This is a genomic window from Lysinibacillus zambalensis (assembly GCF_040183165.1).
Taxonomy (GTDB): Bacteria; Bacillota; Bacilli; order Bacillales_A; family Planococcaceae; genus Lysinibacillus; species Lysinibacillus zambalensis.
The window spans coordinates 126,758-145,766 of sequence record NZ_JBEGDG010000003.1; the positions used below are offsets into that span (position 1 = coordinate 126,758).

The 19,009-nt window shown below is 37.2% G+C and carries 21 protein-coding genes; 6 read left to right on the forward strand and 15 right to left on the reverse strand.

The window, feature by feature from the left end:
- Positions 1 to 23 precede the first annotated feature (23 nt).
- A complete protein-coding gene (locus ABNX05_RS06290; RefSeq protein ID WP_349658958.1) occupies positions 24 to 524 on the forward strand; it encodes a peptidyl-prolyl cis-trans isomerase in 501 nt (166 codons plus the stop codon).
- 11 nt (positions 525 to 535) lie between these two features.
- Complete coding sequence (locus ABNX05_RS06295) at positions 536 to 739, forward strand: YlaI family protein (RefSeq protein WP_349658959.1); 204 nt, start codon at positions 536 to 538, stop codon at positions 737 to 739.
- 51 nt (positions 740 to 790) lie between these two features.
- On the opposite strand, the gene ABNX05_RS06300 is transcribed toward ABNX05_RS06295, so the two are convergent.
- The 5 genes from ABNX05_RS06300 to typA all read right to left on the reverse strand — a co-directional run bounded on the left by ABNX05_RS06300 (position 791) and on the right by typA (position 5,876).
- Positions 791 to 1,585 (reverse strand): ABC transporter permease, encoded by a 795-nt coding sequence (locus ABNX05_RS06300; protein ID WP_349658960.1) that lies wholly within the window; start codon positions 1,583 to 1,585, stop codon positions 791 to 793.
- A complete protein-coding gene (locus ABNX05_RS06305) occupies positions 1,578 to 2,345 on the reverse strand; it encodes an ABC transporter ATP-binding protein (protein ID WP_349658961.1) in 768 nt (255 codons plus the stop codon). Before ABNX05_RS06305 ends, ABNX05_RS06300 begins: the two co-directional genes overlap by 8 nt.
- 1 nt (position 2,346) lies before the next feature.
- Positions 2,347 to 3,339: an ABC transporter substrate-binding protein gene (locus tag ABNX05_RS06310; RefSeq protein ID WP_349658962.1), complete on the reverse strand. Its 993-nt coding sequence runs from the start codon at positions 3,337 to 3,339 to the stop codon at positions 2,347 to 2,349.
- Positions 3,340 to 3,599: 260 nt separating this feature from the next.
- Entirely contained in the window at positions 3,600 to 3,998 is a 399-nt protein-coding gene (locus ABNX05_RS06315; protein ID WP_349658963.1) for a YlaH-like family protein, read from the reverse strand.
- A 33-nt stretch (positions 3,999 to 4,031) separates the two neighbouring features.
- The gene (gene typA / locus ABNX05_RS06320; RefSeq protein ID WP_349658964.1) at positions 4,032 to 5,876 is read right to left on the reverse strand and encodes a translational GTPase TypA; all 1,845 of its coding nucleotides are present in this window, start codon (positions 5,874 to 5,876) and stop codon (positions 4,032 to 4,034) included.
- 138 nt (positions 5,877 to 6,014) lie between these two features.
- Here typA and ABNX05_RS06325 point away from each other — a divergent pair, with 138 nt between their 5' ends.
- Entirely contained in the window at positions 6,015 to 6,200 is a 186-nt protein-coding gene (locus ABNX05_RS06325; RefSeq protein WP_079559722.1) for a DUF5325 family protein, read from the forward strand.
- A gap of 57 nt (positions 6,201 to 6,257) precedes the next feature.
- On the opposite strand, the gene ABNX05_RS06330 is transcribed toward ABNX05_RS06325, so the two are convergent.
- The gene (locus tag ABNX05_RS06330; protein WP_349658965.1) at positions 6,258 to 7,052 is read right to left on the reverse strand and encodes an inositol monophosphatase family protein; all 795 of its coding nucleotides are present in this window, start codon (positions 7,050 to 7,052) and stop codon (positions 6,258 to 6,260) included.
- Between the two features lie 228 nt (positions 7,053 to 7,280).
- Entirely contained in the window at positions 7,281 to 7,478 is a 198-nt protein-coding gene (locus ABNX05_RS06335) for a YkzI domain-containing protein (protein WP_079559720.1), read from the reverse strand.
- A gap of 120 nt (positions 7,479 to 7,598) precedes the next feature.
- Here ABNX05_RS06335 and ABNX05_RS06340 point away from each other — a divergent pair, with 120 nt between their 5' ends.
- Complete coding sequence (locus ABNX05_RS06340; RefSeq protein ID WP_349658966.1) at positions 7,599 to 8,225, forward strand: YktB family protein; 627 nt, start codon at positions 7,599 to 7,601, stop codon at positions 8,223 to 8,225.
- A gap of 803 nt (positions 8,226 to 9,028) precedes the next feature.
- Here the strand turns inward: ABNX05_RS06340 and ABNX05_RS06345 are convergent.
- Together ABNX05_RS06345 and ABNX05_RS06350 are read right to left on the reverse strand one after the other, a co-directional pair.
- Positions 9,029 to 9,316 (reverse strand): UPF0223 family protein, encoded by a 288-nt coding sequence (locus ABNX05_RS06345; protein ID WP_079559718.1) that lies wholly within the window; start codon positions 9,314 to 9,316, stop codon positions 9,029 to 9,031.
- Positions 9,317 to 9,569: 253 nt separating this feature from the next.
- The gene (locus ABNX05_RS06350) at positions 9,570 to 10,526 is read right to left on the reverse strand and encodes an NAD(P)H-dependent flavin oxidoreductase (protein ID WP_349658967.1); all 957 of its coding nucleotides are present in this window, start codon (positions 10,524 to 10,526) and stop codon (positions 9,570 to 9,572) included.
- Positions 10,527 to 10,677: 151 nt separating this feature from the next.
- On the opposite strand from ABNX05_RS06350, the gene ABNX05_RS06355 reads away from it, so the two are divergent.
- Positions 10,678 to 12,147: an aminotransferase class I/II-fold pyridoxal phosphate-dependent enzyme gene (locus ABNX05_RS06355; protein ID WP_349658968.1), complete on the forward strand. Its 1,470-nt coding sequence runs from the start codon at positions 10,678 to 10,680 to the stop codon at positions 12,145 to 12,147.
- A gap of 38 nt (positions 12,148 to 12,185) precedes the next feature.
- Here the strand turns inward: ABNX05_RS06355 and ABNX05_RS06360 are convergent, their stop codons facing one another.
- Positions 12,186 to 12,521: a helix-turn-helix transcriptional regulator gene (locus ABNX05_RS06360; protein WP_349658969.1), complete on the reverse strand. Its 336-nt coding sequence runs from the start codon at positions 12,519 to 12,521 to the stop codon at positions 12,186 to 12,188.
- A gap of 173 nt (positions 12,522 to 12,694) precedes the next feature.
- Between ABNX05_RS06360 and ABNX05_RS06365 the strand changes: the two genes are divergently transcribed.
- Positions 12,695 to 13,291 carry a class I SAM-dependent methyltransferase gene (locus ABNX05_RS06365; protein ID WP_349658970.1) on the forward strand — a complete coding sequence of 199 codons (597 nt, stop codon included), beginning with the start codon at positions 12,695 to 12,697 and terminating at the stop codon, positions 13,289 to 13,291.
- 36 nt (positions 13,292 to 13,327) lie between these two features.
- On the opposite strand, the gene ABNX05_RS06370 is transcribed toward ABNX05_RS06365, so the two are convergent.
- From ABNX05_RS06370 to lpdA, 5 genes are all read right to left on the reverse strand, one after another.
- Positions 13,328 to 14,005 carry an LrgB family protein gene (locus ABNX05_RS06370; protein ID WP_349658971.1) on the reverse strand — a complete coding sequence of 226 codons (678 nt, stop codon included), beginning with the start codon at positions 14,003 to 14,005 and terminating at the stop codon, positions 13,328 to 13,330.
- Positions 13,998 to 14,441, reverse strand: coding sequence for a CidA/LrgA family protein (locus ABNX05_RS06375; RefSeq protein ID WP_349658972.1), 444 nt, complete (start codon positions 14,439 to 14,441; stop codon positions 13,998 to 14,000). The genes ABNX05_RS06370 and ABNX05_RS06375 overlap by 8 nt, the downstream gene beginning before the upstream one ends.
- A gap of 218 nt (positions 14,442 to 14,659) precedes the next feature.
- On the reverse strand, positions 14,660 to 16,165 hold the full coding sequence (locus ABNX05_RS06380; RefSeq protein WP_349658973.1) for a DUF3993 domain-containing protein: 1,506 nt from the start codon (positions 16,163 to 16,165) through the stop codon (positions 14,660 to 14,662).
- Between the two features lie 406 nt (positions 16,166 to 16,571).
- Positions 16,572 to 17,354, reverse strand: a complete 783-nt coding sequence (locus tag ABNX05_RS06385) for an SDR family NAD(P)-dependent oxidoreductase (RefSeq protein WP_349658974.1) — start codon at positions 17,352 to 17,354, stop codon at positions 16,572 to 16,574.
- A 236-nt stretch (positions 17,355 to 17,590) separates the two neighbouring features.
- Positions 17,591 to 19,006 carry a dihydrolipoyl dehydrogenase gene (lpdA, locus tag ABNX05_RS06390; RefSeq protein ID WP_053483451.1) on the reverse strand — a complete coding sequence of 472 codons (1,416 nt, stop codon included), beginning with the start codon at positions 19,004 to 19,006 and terminating at the stop codon, positions 17,591 to 17,593.
- Positions 19,007 to 19,009 lie beyond the last annotated feature (3 nt).

The window sequence follows — 19,009 nt, forward strand, 5'->3', positions numbered from 1 at the left end:
AAGATTTAAGGAGGATTTCTATAATGGAGACAATAATTCCTATTAAGGGCGCAGTTACATTCCAATTAACATTAGATCCCACTGTTTGGATTTTCGATGATCGTAAATTAGATTTAAAAACGTACTTCGACACAAAAGAAGTTGAAGAAGATTCGGATATTAAATATATGCGTGAGGTAGGTGCTCACTGGTCACGTGAGATTATGGAAGGAGCTACTTTCCCACCAACATTGAAATCAGAACGAAAATTCGACCGCAAAGGGATGGAAACAGGCACTTTCGGAATCGAATTAAGTCACTTCTTGAAAAATGCTGTTATTAAACCTGAAGCAACAACAATCGTCATTGAATGTGAAGATAGCAAAGAATATCCATTTACAATCGAAGAAGCTTATACATTAATTTTAAAATATAGCCAAGATGGGAAGCCATTAATGGAAGATGGTCCTGTTCATGTGCTATTTAGAGACGGTTCAAATGTAGACAACCCTATCAAAAATGTATTAGCTATTCGTGCTGAGTAGGAGGGAATGCAATGCGCGTAAAGTGCGTTATTTGCGATACTATTAACAATTTAGATGATAATTTACCGTTAGCAAAAAAATTACGCAATCGACCAATTAATACGTATATGTGTGAAACATGTCATGACCGTATTGAAGATAATACCGTCGCACGCATTGAAACCGGAAATTTCCGTTTTTATCGTACTTCACCACAGATGGATAAAGAGTTTTAACTGATCAGCCGAAGGAGGTGACTCATTATTTGAGACACCTCCTTTAACCATCTATCCATTATTTTTTATAATCGCCTTCTCAATCAACTCGACAACCTGATACATAATCGTCGCAAAAAAGGCGATGATGAGAAGTGACATAAGCACAAGATTAAAATTAAACACTTGGAAGCCATAAATAATTAAATAACCAAGCCCTTTTGAGGCAACTAAAAATTCACCAACTATAACACCTACCCAAGACAGGCCTACATTTACTTTCAAAGTAGAAATAATCGTTGGGAAGGAAGCGGGTAAAATAACTTCTTTAAATATTTGCCACCGGGTTGCCCCAAAAGTTTGTAACACTTTGCTGTAGTTAGGATCCACCCCTTTAAAAGCCGTATAAACTACGATGGTTGTAATAATGATTGATATCAACGCACCCATTGCAATTATCGAAAAATAACCTGGACCAAGAGCGACTATTAAAATGGGTCCTAAAGCAACTTTAGGCATAGCGTTTAAAATAACTAAATATGGATCAAGTACCTTTGATAGCATCGATGACCACCACAATACGGTTGCTATTAATGTACCCAGTAGTGTTCCGGCAATAAAACCAATAATCGTTTCCATTAAAGTAACGCCAACGTGAAGGGTTAGCGTACCATCACTCACTTTTCCTACTAATGTACGCCATACATGCGTCGGCGAACTAAAAATTAAACGGTCAATCCATCCAAATCTTGAAAGAAGCTCCCATCCACCGAAAAATACAAGTAAGATGATAAGCTGATATAAACGAACATAGCGCTTTTCTTTTTTTAGCATTTGCTGATACTGTTTAAACATTGTATTATCCAAGACTCTCCAGCTCCTTCCAAATAATTTGGAATATGTCTGAATATGCTGGATGCTGTCGAACATCAAAAGGTGAAAGCTCTTGCAACTCTGAAGGTATATCAAATACTTTATGCAATGTACCTGGATTTGCAGAAAATAGAAATACGCGTTCACTCATCGCAATGGCTTCACCAATATCATGTGTCACCAGAATTGCCGTTTTTTGATAGGCCTTTAACGTTTCAACAACCAAATCCTCCAGTTTTAATTTAGACTGATAATCAAGTGCTGAAAACGGTTCATCTAGCAATAAAATTTTAGGATCCACCGCTAAAGTTCTTGCAAGTGCTACTCGTTGACGCATGCCACCCGATAACTCTCTCGGATAATTGTTCCCTACATGCGGTAAACCAATTTCTTGCAAAAGTGCATTTGCAGTTACTTTATGCGTTTTATTGCTTCGCTCCATGATTTTCAAACCGATCGTGACATTTTCTTCGATGGTTTTCCAAGGAAACAAATAATCTTGCTGAAGCATGTAGCCAATGAGAGATTGATTGTGTGTTGAAATTTCCTCACCATCGATGTATACTTTGCCCTCTGTAGACGAAAATAAGCCCGCAATAATTGATAATAACGTTGTTTTCCCACATCCACTCGGTCCTATAAAAGAAACAAACTCACCTTTTCGAATATCTAAATTAATATCACGTAAAACTTCCTTTGCCTGCGTTTTCGAAAAATAACTATGGTGAATATTTTCTACTTTTAAAAATTCCATCTTACTCAGCTGCCTTTTTAGCAAAGGTTGTATTTACAAGCTTTTCATAATCCACCCGTTGAGGAAGTTCACCCGCTTCTCCCATAATCGTTTGCAAGTTATCCCATTCCCCCTTATCCAAAATAGAATCTGTAGCATAGGAACCCTGTGATTTATAACGCTCTACCACTGTTTCGATTAATTCAATATCTACATTTTCAAAGTATGGCTGAATAATTTTCGCTATTTCCGCCGCACTCGATTTTTGCACAAAATCCTGTGCTCGCTTCAATGCATTTGTAAAGCCTTGAACTGTTTTCTCTTCGTCCTTTAAATAGCTGCTTTTCGCCATAAACGATGTATACGGCAATTGCCCAGATTCTGTACCAAACGAAGCGACAATATAGCCTTTACCTTCTTTCTCAAACATACTTGCTGTTGGCTCAAATAGCTGTACATAATCCCCCGTTCCAGATGCAAAGGCTGTAGAAATATTAGCAAAATCAATGTTTTGAATAAGTTTTAAATCATTGGCAGGGTCAATGCCATGCTTTTTCAGTACGAATTCACCTGCCATTTGTGGCATTCCACCTTTACGCTGCCCTAAAAATGTGGAACCTTTCAACTGGTCCCATGAAAAATTATCCACCTTTTCGCGTGCCACTAAAAATGTTCCATCTGTTTGTGTTAACTGCGCAAAATTTTGAATCGGGTCATTGGCACCTTGGAGCGTTACATATATAGAAGTTTCCGATCCAACTAAGGCGATATCAATTCCATCAGATAGTAACGCCGTCATTGTCTTATCCCCGCCCGCAATTGTTTGTAGCTCAACGGAAAGCCCTTCATCCTTGAAGAATCCTTTTTCAAGGGCTACATACTGCGGCGCATAGAAAATTGAGCGCGTCACTTCTCCAACTTTGACTTTTTCTAGTTCCGTTTTATTACACGCTGTTAAAGAAAGGAGTAATAAAGTAATAACACTAAATAGTAAACTTTTTTTAAGCCTACGCATTCCATTTCCTCCTTAATTAATGAAATAAGCCTATCGACATTAACTTATTCACACTAGAAGATTTCGGTGCCAATCAATTTAGATTTGAGAGAACAATCGATTGAAAATGGGTTCCGTAGCCAATCGTTTATATGTAGATTGCTTAAAGCGATAAATTTTTTTACTATACCAAATAAAACAGCCTTAGCAAATTAATGCTAAGGCTGTTTTATTACTTAAAAACTCAATACAAGTTTCACGGTATAGGAGCCAAGCTACTCTCATTGGTTGGCAGCTTGTTGCTCTTCTCTTTTTTCACGCCACATACGTGTTTTATATACAATCAAAATTAACGCCGCTACGATGAGACCCTCAATCATAGGTAGGAATAACGCGAAAAATGTCAACATAATACATCCTAGGAATAAGAACACATAAATGACAATAGTTTGAGATAGCTTTAACTTCTTTGCAAAGCCTAATTTATAGACAATTGCAGAAAGTACAAATACAAGGAGAAATACAACGAAGCCTGCAATTTCATAGCTCGGTAAATTTTCATATAAAAATCTTGTTATACCTGCCATTCTCTCATAAACCTTTGTTGTTTCCTCTGAATTTGTTGATGCAGCAACTTGAATAACATTTAGTTCACCCAATAAAGCGGACTTTATATCCAAGACTCCTCTTCCTTTCATGTCAGCGGAAAATTATTATTGTTCTGCGTTACGTAATTTTTTCGCTGCTTTCTCACGTTCGTTTTTATCTAGAATTTGTTTACGAAGGCGAATAGATTCTGGTGTGATTTCTAAATACTCGTCATCACCTAAGTATTCAAGCGCTTCTTCTAGTGATAAAATACGTGGCTTTTTAATAACATTCGTTTGGTCTTTGTTTGCTGAACGGATGTTTGTTTTTTGTTTCATTTTTGTGATGTTTACAGTGATATCAGCGTCACGAGTATTTTCTCCAACGATCATACCTTCGTAAATATCTGTACCTGGCTCCAAGAACAGTGTACCACGGTCTTCAATTTGCATCATACCATAAGTTGTTGATTTACCAGTTTCCATTGAAACTAGTACACCTTGGTGACGGCCACCGATTTTTCCTGGTATTAATGGTTGATAGCAATCGAACGTATGGTTGATAATACCGAAACCTTTTGTCATCGACATGAATTCAGTTGTATAACCGATTAATCCACGAGCTGGTACTAAGAACGTTAAACGAACTTGACCACTGCCGTTGTTCACCATATCAAGCATTTCACCTTTACGTGTACCAATTGATTCGATAATTGAACCAACATTTTCTTCAGGCACATCGATTTGAACGCGTTCGAAAGGTTCACATTTCACGCCGTCGATTTCACGCACGATTACTTGTGGTTTTGACACTTGTAATTCGAAGCCTTCACGACGCATGTTTTCGATAAGGATAGATAAGTGAAGCTCCCCACGACCTGAAACTGTCCAAGCATCTGGAGAATCAGTATCTTCAACACGTAAAGATACGTCTGTTTGTAATTGAGCACGTAAACGCTCTTCTACTTTACGAGAAGTAACCCATTTCCCTTCACGACCTGCGAATGGAGAATTATTTACTAAGAAAGTCATTTGTAAAGTTGGCTCATCAATACGTAATGGCGTTAGCGCGTCTGGATGCTCAACAGGGCAAACTGTTTCACCAACGTTGATGTCTTCCATACCTGAAACGGCGATTAAGTCACCAGCTTTTGCTGTCTCAACTTCTTCACGTTTTAAGCCGAAGAAACCAAAGATTTTCGTTACACGGAAGTTTTTCACTGTTCCGTCTAACTTCATAAGAGATACTTGTTGACCTACAGAAATTGTTCCGCGGAATACGCGACCAATACCGATACGTCCAACGAAGTCATTATAGTCAAGTAAAGCTACTTGGAATTGTAATGGCTCTTCTGAGTTATCAATTGGTGCTGGAATAGCTTCGATAATTTTCTCAAATAGACATTTCATATCCGCTTCTTGCTTAGATGGATCAGCGTCTAAAGAAGCTGTACCATTTACACCTGAAGCATAGACAACAGGGAAGTCTAATTGATCTTCATCTGCACCTAGTTCAATGAATAATTCAAGTACTTCATCTACTACTTCTAGTGGACGAGCTGAATCTTTGTCCACTTTATTAACAACAACGATTGGTGTTAAACGTTGTTCTAATGCTTTTTTCAACACAAAACGTGTTTGTGGCATACAACCCTCATACGCATCGACAACTAGTACAACGCCATCTACCATTTTTAAAATACGTTCTACCTCACCACCGAAGTCAGCGTGTCCAGGCGTATCAAGGATGTTGATACGAGTTCCTTCATAGTTTACTGCTGTATTTTTAGCTAAAATCGTAATACCACGTTCGCGTTCAATATCGTTAGAGTCCATTGCACGTTCTTCAACACGTTCGTTTGAACGGAATGTACCTGATTGTTTTAGTAATTGGTCGACTAAAGTAGTTTTACCATGGTCAACGTGTGCGATAATTGCGATATTGCGAAGATCTTGACGTAAGTTTGTCATTATTCCACTCCATATTCTTTTTTCGAATGTTTAACTGTGATATTATAGCACAAGAAGGATAGAAATGTCCTTATTAGAATTTTCCTCATTCTAAAAAATATATTTAATTTACAAATTTTTAATATAGGAGGCTCGGCTATGAATCGTGCAAAATTCGTAATGGCCATTTACGCATTAGCTGCTGTTTTAGCAATGTGTTCTATCGGGTATTCAGTAGCAATTAGCAGTGTATTAGGTATAATAGCAGGCATTGTGGCTACTTGTGTCATCTTCATGACAGCCTTTAAAATGAAACGTAAACTACGTGAACAAGGTTTACTATAATATGAGTTGATTGCTTAAGTAAGAAGGAGCCTGTCTAAAAAATAGACGGCTCCTTTTTTATTCATAAGGCACAATATAATTTTCTAATAGCTCTTTGTGTATAGAAGGATTGGCAATGATAAAAGTATCCTGATGCAAAAAGTCAAAGGCCTCTCCATGTAAATTAGTGGTGATGGCACCAACTTCCTTAGCGATAATAGTCCCCCCAGCAATATCCCATGGTGATAGTCGCATCGATACATAAGCATCTAGTTTACCACTGACAACAAACGCTATTTCCATTGCCGCTGAACCATATGACCGCGTACCACGTACTTTCCGAACCATTTCAATGACTTTTTCATGGTGAATATGTCGATTGGGTGCTACCCAATGAGCGTTTATACCAATGACCGATTCCTCCATTTTGACTGACTGCAACTTACGTAATGGAGAGTCATTGTACCATGCCCCTTGACCTGCAATAGCATAAAATAAATCTTCACGCATGACATCGAATATGTAACCTAGCTTGCCTACCCCATTAACAAAAATACCGATAGAAATCATAAAATGACGATGTTGCTTCACAAAATTCATCGTGCCATCGATCGGATCAATAATCCATACGACACCTTCTAACGACTCTACTTTCTCGCCCATTCCCTCTTCCCCTAAAATTTTGTGGGTTGGATCGAAACTTCGTATTTTTTCGATAAAAAATAATTCTGTTTCACGGTCAATATTTGTAACAAGGTCATTGGCACTTGATTTTGTCTCAATAATTAGATTGTACGAAAAGGCCTCCCGAATACGTCTCCCCGCTTCAACTATAATACTTTTCGCAAACTGATCAATTTGTTGTAAATCCATAAAAACCCACCCTTCGATTATAAGAAAAGGCCTCACACATTTTTTAACTTTCTCACTACTTAAGGCTTGATTTCTCATGACGTTTTGTTAATACGTAGCACCTAGTACTTCCTTGAAATTAAAACTTCTTATTATGATATACAGTCTATTTTACCCTTTATAGCAATAAAAATCACCTGCTGTCGGAATATTCAGCAAGTGATTTTTCAAATCGGTATAAAATATTGACTACGCATAGACGTGCAAGCTTTCAAGTTCAAGCTGAATTTCAGCCAGACGTTTTTTACTTTTTTCAATTTCAAACTCATTTTTTTCATTCATTGCCGAAAAGAGTGAGGCTAATTCATAATCTAATTCTAATTGTAAAATGTGTTCATATTGCTTTTCAATGTCGACTTTACGTATAATTTTTACGATAGGTTTCATAAAAATCACTTCCTTTTTTTATTTTTTCACAATAACAACTTCGAGAAAGTTCTTGTTATAAGATTTTTTCCCATTTTCGTAATAAAATAAACCTTATAAATCGAAAGGAGTAAATAAAAAATGACGAAAATAAAATGGACGAATAAAGACTTCAATGTTTTTCAAATAGACGGATTAGAACAGAGAATGGATGCCTTAAATGAATGTGTAAGACCAAAATTCCAAACTCTTGGAGAGGATTTTTCTTCCTTCTTTTCGAGTCATCTTGGAGAAGAATTTTATCCTCATGTTGCAAAGCATGCACGCAGGACAGTAAATCCTCCGAATGATAGCTGGGTTGCCTTCGCTCCGTACAAAAGAGGTTATAAATCATTACCTCACTTTCAGATTGGTCTTTGGAGCACACATTTATTCATCGTCTTAGCTATTATTTATGAAGCTCCACAAAAAAATGTGATGGCAGAACGTTTAATCGCCAACAGAGCAATGTTACAGCAACTTCCTGATGACCTCATTGTCTCTGGAGATCATATGTCTCCAGCAGCAATCTCCATGCAAGATGCAAAGGAAGACAAGCTAGATGAATTACTTATTCGTTTACGCGATGTAAAAAAAGGTGAGTTTTTAGTAGGTCGACATATTCCAAAAGATCAAGCGGTCAAGCTGTCAGCTAGTGAACTTCATCAATTAACAGAAGATACCTTTAACCGTTTACTCCCGATTTATAACATCATTGTTGGAAAATAAAGTTTAACAGATTGTCCTTCAAGCCTTGTGGCATAATAACTAAAACAATTTTCATGATTTTATTTATATTTTGTGGAAAATTTACGTTATTATCCCTAGCAAACGAAAATTTGTTTGAGGAATATTTTTATGGGTTTGAATTGAGAGAAGGGAATTATTATTTTTTCTCTATTTTTCAAGAAATTTGAAAAAGCTTGATTTTGTTTATGTAGTATATGAAACGCGCTTATTTTTAACACTGGCATAGTGTATATAGCGATTAAATAAAAAATATGGGATGGGAATACTCACATCCACATTTTTTGTATTTAAAATCAAAGTAGTCAAAATACATGCCTGTGAAGTAGTTGATTGGAGTGGAGATTAGGCGACTCCTTGGGGATTAGCAATAGAGGAACGAAGGCTAAAACCATCACGTCCTGTGATAACGCCTTCGTGACCAACATCCTGCCGCTTCGTTAGCACTACGCTTTCGCGCAAAAAACATCTGTTGGCCCAAGCGGCTCATCGGACGCCCCTAGGAAGCTCTGTGCGAAAGCGTAGCGACAGCAACAACAAATGTTTTCTGTAGCGAAAGCAAAGCGGCAGCTACAAATGTTTTAACTGTGCGAAAGCGTAGCGGCAGCAACAAAGCGCCTAGTCGGAACGGAAATCACCCCCTCGTTGTGCCGAAGAGACATCTGAATCGACACCTGACAGTATATTTTTAAAGTGAAATTGAAAAAATCCACATGAGAAAAGCGCAATAAATCAACGTTTTTAAAATTGATTTCTCGCGCTTTTTAAGTTTTGACCCGTTTTATTTATCTACGTTGCTTCGGGGCAACTTTAATAATTGTGCCGTCAGTTGCGTCTTTTGTTTGTTTCACAACAGGATAACTGACATAGCCACTCGCTTCTTCAAATTCACGGAAAATTGTTTTTTCCTCGGCCTGTGATGGAACAATTTCTTTAAAACGTCGATATTTCGCCATCATCACTTCACGCTTAATGCCTTTTTCATAAGCTTGTTCAATTCCTTCAAAAAATTGGACAACATCTACAATTTCCTCCGTTGACCAATCCGTCGAAAACGGATAAGAGTATTCCATTGGACATAACCACCTTTACGTTATTGACCCGATACAAAAAACATATACATTTCTTAAAAAAATGTAGACATCTCTACAGTGACACAACTTATATCTTTTGACTTTCGCTTTTGTGTCTTCCTTATTCTCCGAGCCTAGTTTCGCCGAAGCTACTGCCAATTAGTATGGCTCTCCAAAGGCGATTACAATATGAGATAGCTTGGTTTTCACAATCTCATTAGAACACTGATGTAAATGATTTGTTCGTATGTCGTTATACCCATTTTACCCGGATACTCTCTGCTTCTGCAACCATTCGAGTGATCAGCTCCTCGACAGTTGGAATATCATGAATCATTCCTGTAACTTGTCCAGCCCAACCAATGCCTTCTTCTTTTTCGCCCTCATAAATAAAACGTTTATTTGCTTTCCCGCTAATATAATCTTTTAACGCCTCATACGTAGGTGTAGTGCGTTCAATTTCTAAAATCTTTTCCGTGAATTCACTGCGTAACGCTCTTGCTGGTGCACCTATAGAGCGTTTTATAACGGTCGTATCTGCCTCGGTGCTTGCGAGTAACGCTTCTTTATATGCCTCAGAGGCATCAACACATTCTTTAGTCGCAATAAAACGAGTTCCCATTTCAATTCCCTCTGCTCCAAGTGCATGAGCTGCCATCCAGCCACGACCATCACCAATACCACCAGAGGCAATGACAGGTATTTTCACACTATCTACAACCTGTGGCACGAGCACCATTGTCCCAATATCATCGCGTCCAAGATGACCTCCACCCTCTTGTCCAACAACCATAACAGCATCTGCGCCTAGTTCTTCCGCCTTTTGAGCTTGTCTACGTGCAGCAACAAGAACCAATTTTTTAATATCCGTTCCTTCCAAAATATCAAAAATAGGTGCAGGATTCCCGCCAGTCATTGTAACAACAGGTACCTTTTCTTCCACCGCAACACGCACCATTTCCTCATAACCAGTACCATACATACCAATTGCAAAATTTACGCCAAACGGTTTATCCGTTAATGTTCGTACTTTATGAATCTCTGCGCGCAATAAGTCAGGATCACGTAAACTCATTGCTGTAATTTGCCCTAGCCCCCCAGCATTCGACACCGCTGCTGCTAAATCAGCATAAGCTAAATAGGCTAATCCCCCTTGTATAATTGGATATTTAATATTTAAAAGCTCTGTCACACGTGTATTCCAATTCATAGTACCTCCCCTTTCCTACGATACTAATTTCTCGAAATTATTAAAAAAACCTTTATTTTTTATTTTTTTCTGTAAAGTCTGTTTTTTCGTGCAATTAGGTGCTATAATTCACTTGTTTTGTTAGATATTAAAAAGTGAGGTGGTACCTGCGTTGTCACAACTAGAGACTCCATTGTTCGACGTATTATTAAAACATCGGAACAGACACCCAATTCAATTCCATATTCCAGGCCATAAGAAAGGTCAAGGCATGGATCCTGCGTTTCGAGAATTCGTCGGCGACAACGTTTTATCAATTGATTTAATTAATATTGCTCCACTAGACGATTTACATTCACCAAAGGGCGCCATTAAAGAAGCACAAGCACTTGCTGCACAAGCCTTTGGTGCTGATCATACATTCTTTTCCGTTCAAGGTACTAGTGGCGCCATTATGGCGATGATTCTGACCGTCGTCGGTCCAGGTGATAAAATTCTAGTACCACGGAATGTTCATAAATCCATTATGTCGGCGATTGTTTTCGCTGGAGCAATCCCGATTTTTATTCATCCTGAAGTAGATAGTGAATACGGTATTTCTCATGGAATATCGCCTGAAGCTGTTGAAAAAGCTTTAAATGCTTATCCAGATACAAAAGCAGTACTTGTAATTAATCCAACGTACTTCGGCTTCTCCGCAGACTTAAAGCGTATTGTAGAAATAGTCCATACACGTAATATTCCGGTAGTTGTCGATGAAGCACATGGTGTACACATTAAATTTCATGATGACCTCCCTTACTCCGCAATGGAAGCTGGGGCTGATATGGCTGCAACAAGCGTACACAAGCTTGGTGGCTCTATGACTCAAACGTCTATTTTAAACGTTCGTGAAGGTCTTGTTTCTGCAAAACGAGTACAAGCTGTTCTGTCGATGCTCACAACTACATCGACATCTTATCCATTACTTGCTTCTCTTGACACAGCACGACGTCAGCTGGCAATCCATGGTTATGACTTAATTGGCGATGCACTTCGTTTGGCAAAGGATGCGCGTAAACGCATTAACCAAATTCCACATATAAAATGTGCTGGTAAAGAAAAATTAAATTCATCTGCAACTTATGATATGGATCCTTTAAAGCTACTAATAAGCGTTAAAGATTTAGGCCTCTCTGGTCATCAAGCTGAAGAATGGCTTCGTCACAATGCAAATATTGAAGTAGAATTATCGGACCTATACAATATTTTATGTTTAGTGACATTAGGTGATACGAAAAAGGAAATTAATCTCCTCATCAATGCTCTTAGTCGTATGTCAAAAGCATTCGATTCAGAAGCTACTATTACTGAGGCGATGGTTAATGTACCGGATATTCCTGCACTTGCCATGTCACCACGCGATGCATTTTATGCAGATACTGAAGTTGTTCCTCTTGCAGAAGCAGATAATTGTATTTGTGCAGAATTCGTTATGGTGTATCCCCCAGGTATTCCGATTTTTATTCCCGGGGAAATAATTACACAAGAGAATATTCGTTATATACAAATGAATATTGAAGCTGGTTTACCTGTACAAGGACCTGAAGATACAACATTAAAAACGATTCGCGTCATAAAAGAACGCAAACCTATTATTTAATACCAAAGCTACCTCAAAGAGAGGTAGCTTTTTGTCGATTAATAATATAACCAAGTAGAAATCACACCTAATATTGGGAAAAGAATCCACCAATGCCTCCATAAAAAATCCCCAACAGTTTTATGATCCGATTCATTAGAATCAGTGGAATCAGAGGCTACTTGTGTATGATATTTTTCTTCCCCTGTAATAAGCTGGTCTAAAGAAATTTTATATAAATCACTTAACCTTCTTAAATTATCAATATCAGGATAGCCCTTTCCTAACTCCCATTTTGAAACAGATTGTCTTGAAATATTTAAAAAACCCGCGACATCGTCCTGTGTATATTTATGTTGTTCTCTCAATTCCTTTAAACGGTTTTCTATCTTCATTGATTTTCACCTCCAACTTATAGGATTTTGATCAAATAATAATGGATTATTACACTTTATTCTAGAAGTTATCATTTGCTAATTCGCAACGCATAGTTGCTTTCAAAGAAACTGAGCAAAAAATTCGAATCTAGAGCATACTTTCCTTACAATATTTATTGAGGAGTGATGGAATGAACACATGGGATCAACGATTTAAAACAGCCGAATATGTTTATGGTGAGCAGCCAAATACATTTATAGAAGACTACGTACACTATTTAAAGGATTATCCAAGTGTGGCTGCATATGCCGAAGGTGAAGGTCGAAATGCTGTATTTTTAGCTTTACAGGGACATACGGTAACTGCCTTTGATTATGCGGAAAGTGGTCTTAAAAAAACAGAACAGCTTGCAGAAAAACATAATGTATCAGTCCATACAAAGCTAACTGACTTACTACAAGATGAACTGCCAGAAGAAATGTTTGATGCTGCTATTATGGTGTTTGGACATTTTCCAGCTGAACAGCAACAAGAAGTGTTTAAGAGGATTGTTAATTCTGTAAAACCTGGGGGCCTTATTATGATGGAACTTTATTCAATTTATCAACTACCTTACGCCTCAGGTGGCCCAAGACAGCTTGATTTTTTATATGACCCTTTGGATGTTCTAAAATGGTGTCAACCTTATAAAATCATCCATTTTTTCACAGGTGAACAAATGCGAAATGAAGGTATACTCCACACAGGACTTGCTCATACCATTCAATTTATTATCGAAAAAAGTTAAAAAGACTATATACAGATTTTCTGTATATAGCTTTTTTTACAAAAATAAATAAACAAATAGTGGACATAAAAATGCGCCTATAATTGCAGTTAAGGCCATAGATAACGACCCTACTGATAATTCTTGTTCTCCGTATTCTCTTAATTTAACAAGTCCAACGCCATGAGAAGCACTACCTACTGCAACACCTCTACTAACGGCTGAATCAATTTTGCCGTATTTAATGACTAATGGTCCTATAATAGCGCCTACAAATCCTGCCAACATGACAAGCACAGCTGTTAATGGTGGAATACCGCCAATTGTCTCACTCACCTGCATACCTACAGGTGTCGTTAACGATTTAGGCAAGGCAGTCAGCAACCAGCTTTTATTGACACCAATCCATTTCAGCATAACAAATATTGTCACTAAACCCGTAACCATGGCGATAAAAACACCTGACAAAATTGCATATTTATATTTCATAATAATCTTACGCTGGTTATATAATGGATAAGCAAGTGCTACAACTGCTGGACCTAGCATTTTTTGTAGCCATTCTCCACCCTCCATATATGTAGAGTATGGAATATTAAAGACTACTAACATAATTGCACTGACGATAGTTGTCGTCACTAGCGGAATCATTAAAGGATGAGGGTAACGTTGATAAAGTTTAGTAAATAATACGAATAACACAACGGTACCAACGACAACAATAATTTCAATCAACTGTTAATTCCCCCTCTCCTTCTTCTACAATGGCTACTGTTTCTTTTTTAGTCAGCTCTTTTTTCTCAACCATTTGACTAAGTAATCCTGTCACATAAATAGAGATAAGCGTGCTTGCTATAACGGCTAGCATAATCAATAGACCAGTTGTTGAAACAAGTTCAGGGTAGTCAACTACTCCTACTGTTGCAGGAATGAAAAACAACGTTAATACGCCAATTAAAAAACCAGCTCCATCTTGAATGTATTCTACTTTAATTATTTTAAAATGGAGTGAAAGTGCTAATAATAACAAACCAATTACACTTCCGGGAAGAGGTACATGTAGTAAAGCAACAATACCGACGCCCATGTAATAAAAGATATTGAGTATCCCGATCTGAACAATAATTCGAACAACTCTCTTTAACATCGCAACAAAATTCTCGTTCATCATTTCGCCACATTTCACCCCCCATTACGTCCATTCTACAACCGCAGGAATTTTCTGTCTATTATAATTTTAGAAAAACAATAGAAAAAAGGATTACTTCAAGACTTTCCTATTGTGCACTTACTTAAGAAGCTACTCTGACAAACATATTGCTGGACATTCATTTTAAAAAAGCACTTCCTAAGTGATTTTAAACAAATAGGAAGTGCTTGTTTATTAATTTATTTTTTTGGATGTTTCATATCATATGCTTTCCAATTAGAATTTGGACTTTCTTTTATCAGATACAGGTTATCATAAAAACCATTGTGTGAAGATACCATACTGTCGAAAGGTTTGCGATATTGAGAAATAAGGAGGTATTCACTTCCTTTAAAACGGTAATATTCTACAGTAGGTTTTTTCACGTATTCATTTTCTACCCAAGAATCAATAAAGATCGTGTTTGGATTTGCTGCAATGTTATCGGTGCCTCTAAATATATATTTGTTTTCCAAAGGCATCATATCTTCTTTCATGTATTTATTAATATATTCAGGTGTGAATCCAGGAGATAAGATATCAATTATTTGAGTCTTTGTGAAGTAATAGATGTCTCCAAGCCGTATCTTATCTTGCATTCCGATTAGACCATCTACTATTTTCTTAGCTTCAGATAGTTCGAAGTCACTAAAATTCTTAATGTATTGGTTCGAAACATATCCTTCTTTTCCTTCGTAATTGAATAGAGAATAACCATATATATCATGAGAATAGGTCGTAATTTTTGTGCCGTTCTTTAATGAACCTAACTTTGCAAAATTAGTGCCTGGTCCACCTAAAACTTCGACTTCCTTTAAGTTAGTGGAGATAACTCCTGTTGCCACATCGTATAATGGTTTATCTGCATATTGATAAAAATTAGAAAGATCGTGGTAACCACCTACCGAAGTAGAAGGTTGATTATCTTTCTTGTCATAATAAATATTAGTTTTTGAATTTTTTTTAGGGCTGTTATATTTACCAATTGGATCAAGATTTATAGAAAACGTCTTTACTAACTTTCTGTTTGCATTGTCAATATTTGAATATTCGTCAGGACTAGGTGCGTTGAATACAACGGAAGGTATTCCTTTTTCCAAAGTTATAGAAGTTGCTAAAAATCCACCTAAAGAATGACCGGTAGCAGTAACTTTATATTTTGGATTTACCTGTTCAAATAGTTTTCTCGCATTATCCATTTGAGTATTATACAGTTCCGAAGTAATGCCCGATAGATCTTTAGAGATATCTCCACTGTCAGAAGTACCTCTAAATGCGATTACATATTCTTCAGTTTTTGTATTTTTAAAAACAGCTCCGAAAAAGCCTGTTATATCATCACTTTCATAATCATCTAGAATCCATTTTTCTAAATCAGCATATTCGATAAACTCACTTACTTTCATAGAAGGGTAGTAATGTTCTTTTTGAATTTTCTTCCATTCATCCTTAAAATTTTGCAGTGGATCACTTTTAGCTTTTAATGCATCAAATTTCATATCTACTAATTTTGTTCTTTTTTCAAATTTGCTTAGGTCTGAGTAAACTAAGGTGCTAAAGAACAATGCTCTTGTTTCTTCTTTTGTTAGATTTTTCGGGCTAAGATTTGGTACAGTTGCTGCTTTTGCCGCTTGTGGATTTACACCACTGAAAATGATTGATAAAAATGTAGTAATGATTAAAAAAAATAAAAAATTTCTTTTCAAAAAAAATCCTCCTTTAATGGTTTCGAACAATTATATCACCCCAATACCAGCAAATGAATAATTTTACAGAAGTTAATGTCAATGGAAAACCTCTTTGATACTTAATCAAGAGAAGTATTACGGTGACGTATTTATCTCGTATGAAGAATTGAAGAAGATAATTGAACGAACGCTATATCGACCACTATAGCAATGAACGTATTTAAACTAAAACTGGCTGGCATAAGTCCAGTAAAATCCCGAACTCACACCAGCCAATTAGCCGCATAATAAAAACTCTAACTTTAAGGGGTTACTACCTTTGAGCTACCCTTTTTCTATACATATGATAAAGAAACTGTCTTAAAACTAATCTACAATCAATTTTTTGACAAAGCTAAATATACTTTTCTCAAAAAATATTACTCTATAATGCATGCCCGGAACCACCATCAATATTTACAGAAGTTCCTGTCACATAACTAGCAGCATCAGAAACTAAAAAAGTAATGACATTTGCTGCTTCTTGAGTTTCCCCTACACGACCAAGCGGAATTGCTTGACCTACTTTACGGGAATACTCATCCCACGATAGCTCGGGTTCTGCCTCTTTCCACGTCTTCTCTATTTGATCACTACGAATAAGCCCAATACAAACAGAGTTCACACGTATATTATCTTTTCCTAAGTCTTTGCTCATAGCTTTCGTTAATGCCAGACCTGCAGCACGACTTACAGTACTAGGGAGTGAGCTTGCCGGTGGTGTTTTAGCCATTACCGCAGTCACATTAACTATTGCACCGCCACCAACCTTACGCAAATGGGGTACAGCATATTTTGAACAATTGACAGCACCAAACACTTTTAAATCTACATCAGCCTGCCATAGCTCACTACTAACCGATTCAAATGAATTAGCTGAAGCTGTGCCTGCATTATTAATAAGAATATCAAGGCGACCAAAATGCTCTACTGCTCGTTCTATTAAGTACTTACAATCTTTTTCTTTTGTAATATCAGTTGGTACAATTAAAACGTCCTCGCCTGTTTCATTTTTAATACAGCCAGCAGCCACTTGAAGCTGTTTTTCACCACGAGCACAAAGTACGACCTTCACGCCCTCTTTCACAAGCTGCATCGCTGTATAATAGCCAATTCCCTTACTTGAACCTGTAATAACTGCTACTTTCCCCTTTAAGCCTAGTTCCATTTTTTATCACCCCAGTTTTTATGATCAACTTCCCTTGTTTCAAAGACATCGTTATCATTTCCGGACATCTAGCATTCAATTACTAGATTTTTAAGTCTATCCGGTATGTAATATGTTCCTAACCGAACTGTATTTTTAGAATATTCATTCGATATAATTACTTTATCAAAATTACATGTAATATACAAAAAAACGGCTACAAAGCAAATGCTTTATAACCGTTTTCATAAACTTTATTATTTTTTTGCTACAATATGGATTGGGTTGCCAAGTAATACTTCAGCAGCTTCCATTGTAATTTCACCTAATGTTGGGTGAGCATGGATTGTTAACGCGATATCTTCAGCAGTCATACCGCCTTCAATAGCTAAGCCCATTTCAGCGATCATATCTGATGCACCAGCACCTACGATTTGAGCACCAATTAATAAGCCATCTTCTTTACGCGCAACAAGTTTCACGAAACCTTCTGTTTGGTTTAATGCAAGTGCACGACCATTTGCTGCGAATGGGAATTTCGCTGCAGTGTACTCGATGCCTTCAGCTTTCGCTTCATCTTCGTTATAACCAACTGTTGCCATCTCTGGATCTGTGAAGCATACAGCAGGAATAGCTAAATAATCAACGATTGATTTTTCACCAGCGATTGCTTCAGCAGCAACTTTACCTTCGTAAGATGCTTTATGAGCAAGCTGAGGACCAGCTACAATATCACCAATTGCATAGATGTTTGGAATATTTGTACGGCACTGTTTGTCAACATTGATAAGACCACGTTCACCGAATTCAACACCGATTTCAGCAAGGCCCATTTCATCTGTATTTGGACGACGACCTACAGTTACTAATACGTAGTCAGCTTCAACTTTTTTCTCTTCTCCGCCAACTTCATATGTTACTACTACGCCGTTTTCTGTTTCTTCAACGCCTTTTGCAGATGCGTTTACTTCCATTTCAACGCCTTTCTTTTTAAGGCCTTTTTTCACGATTTGTGTCATTTGTTTTTCGAAGCCAGCTAAGATATCTTTTCCGCCTTCGATAATTGTTACTTGTGAGCCAAGGTTAGCGTAAGCTGAACCTAACTCTGTACCAATATAGCCTCCACCGATAACGACTAATTTACCTGGTACTTCTTGTAAAGAAAGTGCGCCAGTAGAATTTAGTACGCGATCAGAGAATTTAAATGTTGGAATTTCAACTGGGCGAGAACCCGTTGCGATAATTACATTGTTAAATGTGTAAGTTTGAGCAGATTCACCATTGATGATACGCACTGAATGAGCGTCAACGAAATAAGCTTCACCTTGTACAATTTCAACTTTATTACCTTTAAGTAAGCCTTCAACACCGCCAGTTAATTTTTTAACAACGCTGTCTTTAAATGCTTGTGCTTTTGAGAAGTCTAATTTCACATCAGAAGCGATGATACCCATGTCATCTGAATGTTTAGCATGCTCAAAACGGTGACCTACTGAAATTAATGCTTTAGATGGGATACAACCTACGTTTAAGCACACACCACCAAGTACATTTTTTTCAACGATTGTTACTTTTTGGCCAGTTTGAGCTGCACGAATTGCTGCTACATATCCTCCAGGACCTGAACCAATGACAAGAGTATCTGTTTCGATTGGAAAATCTCCTACTACCATTTT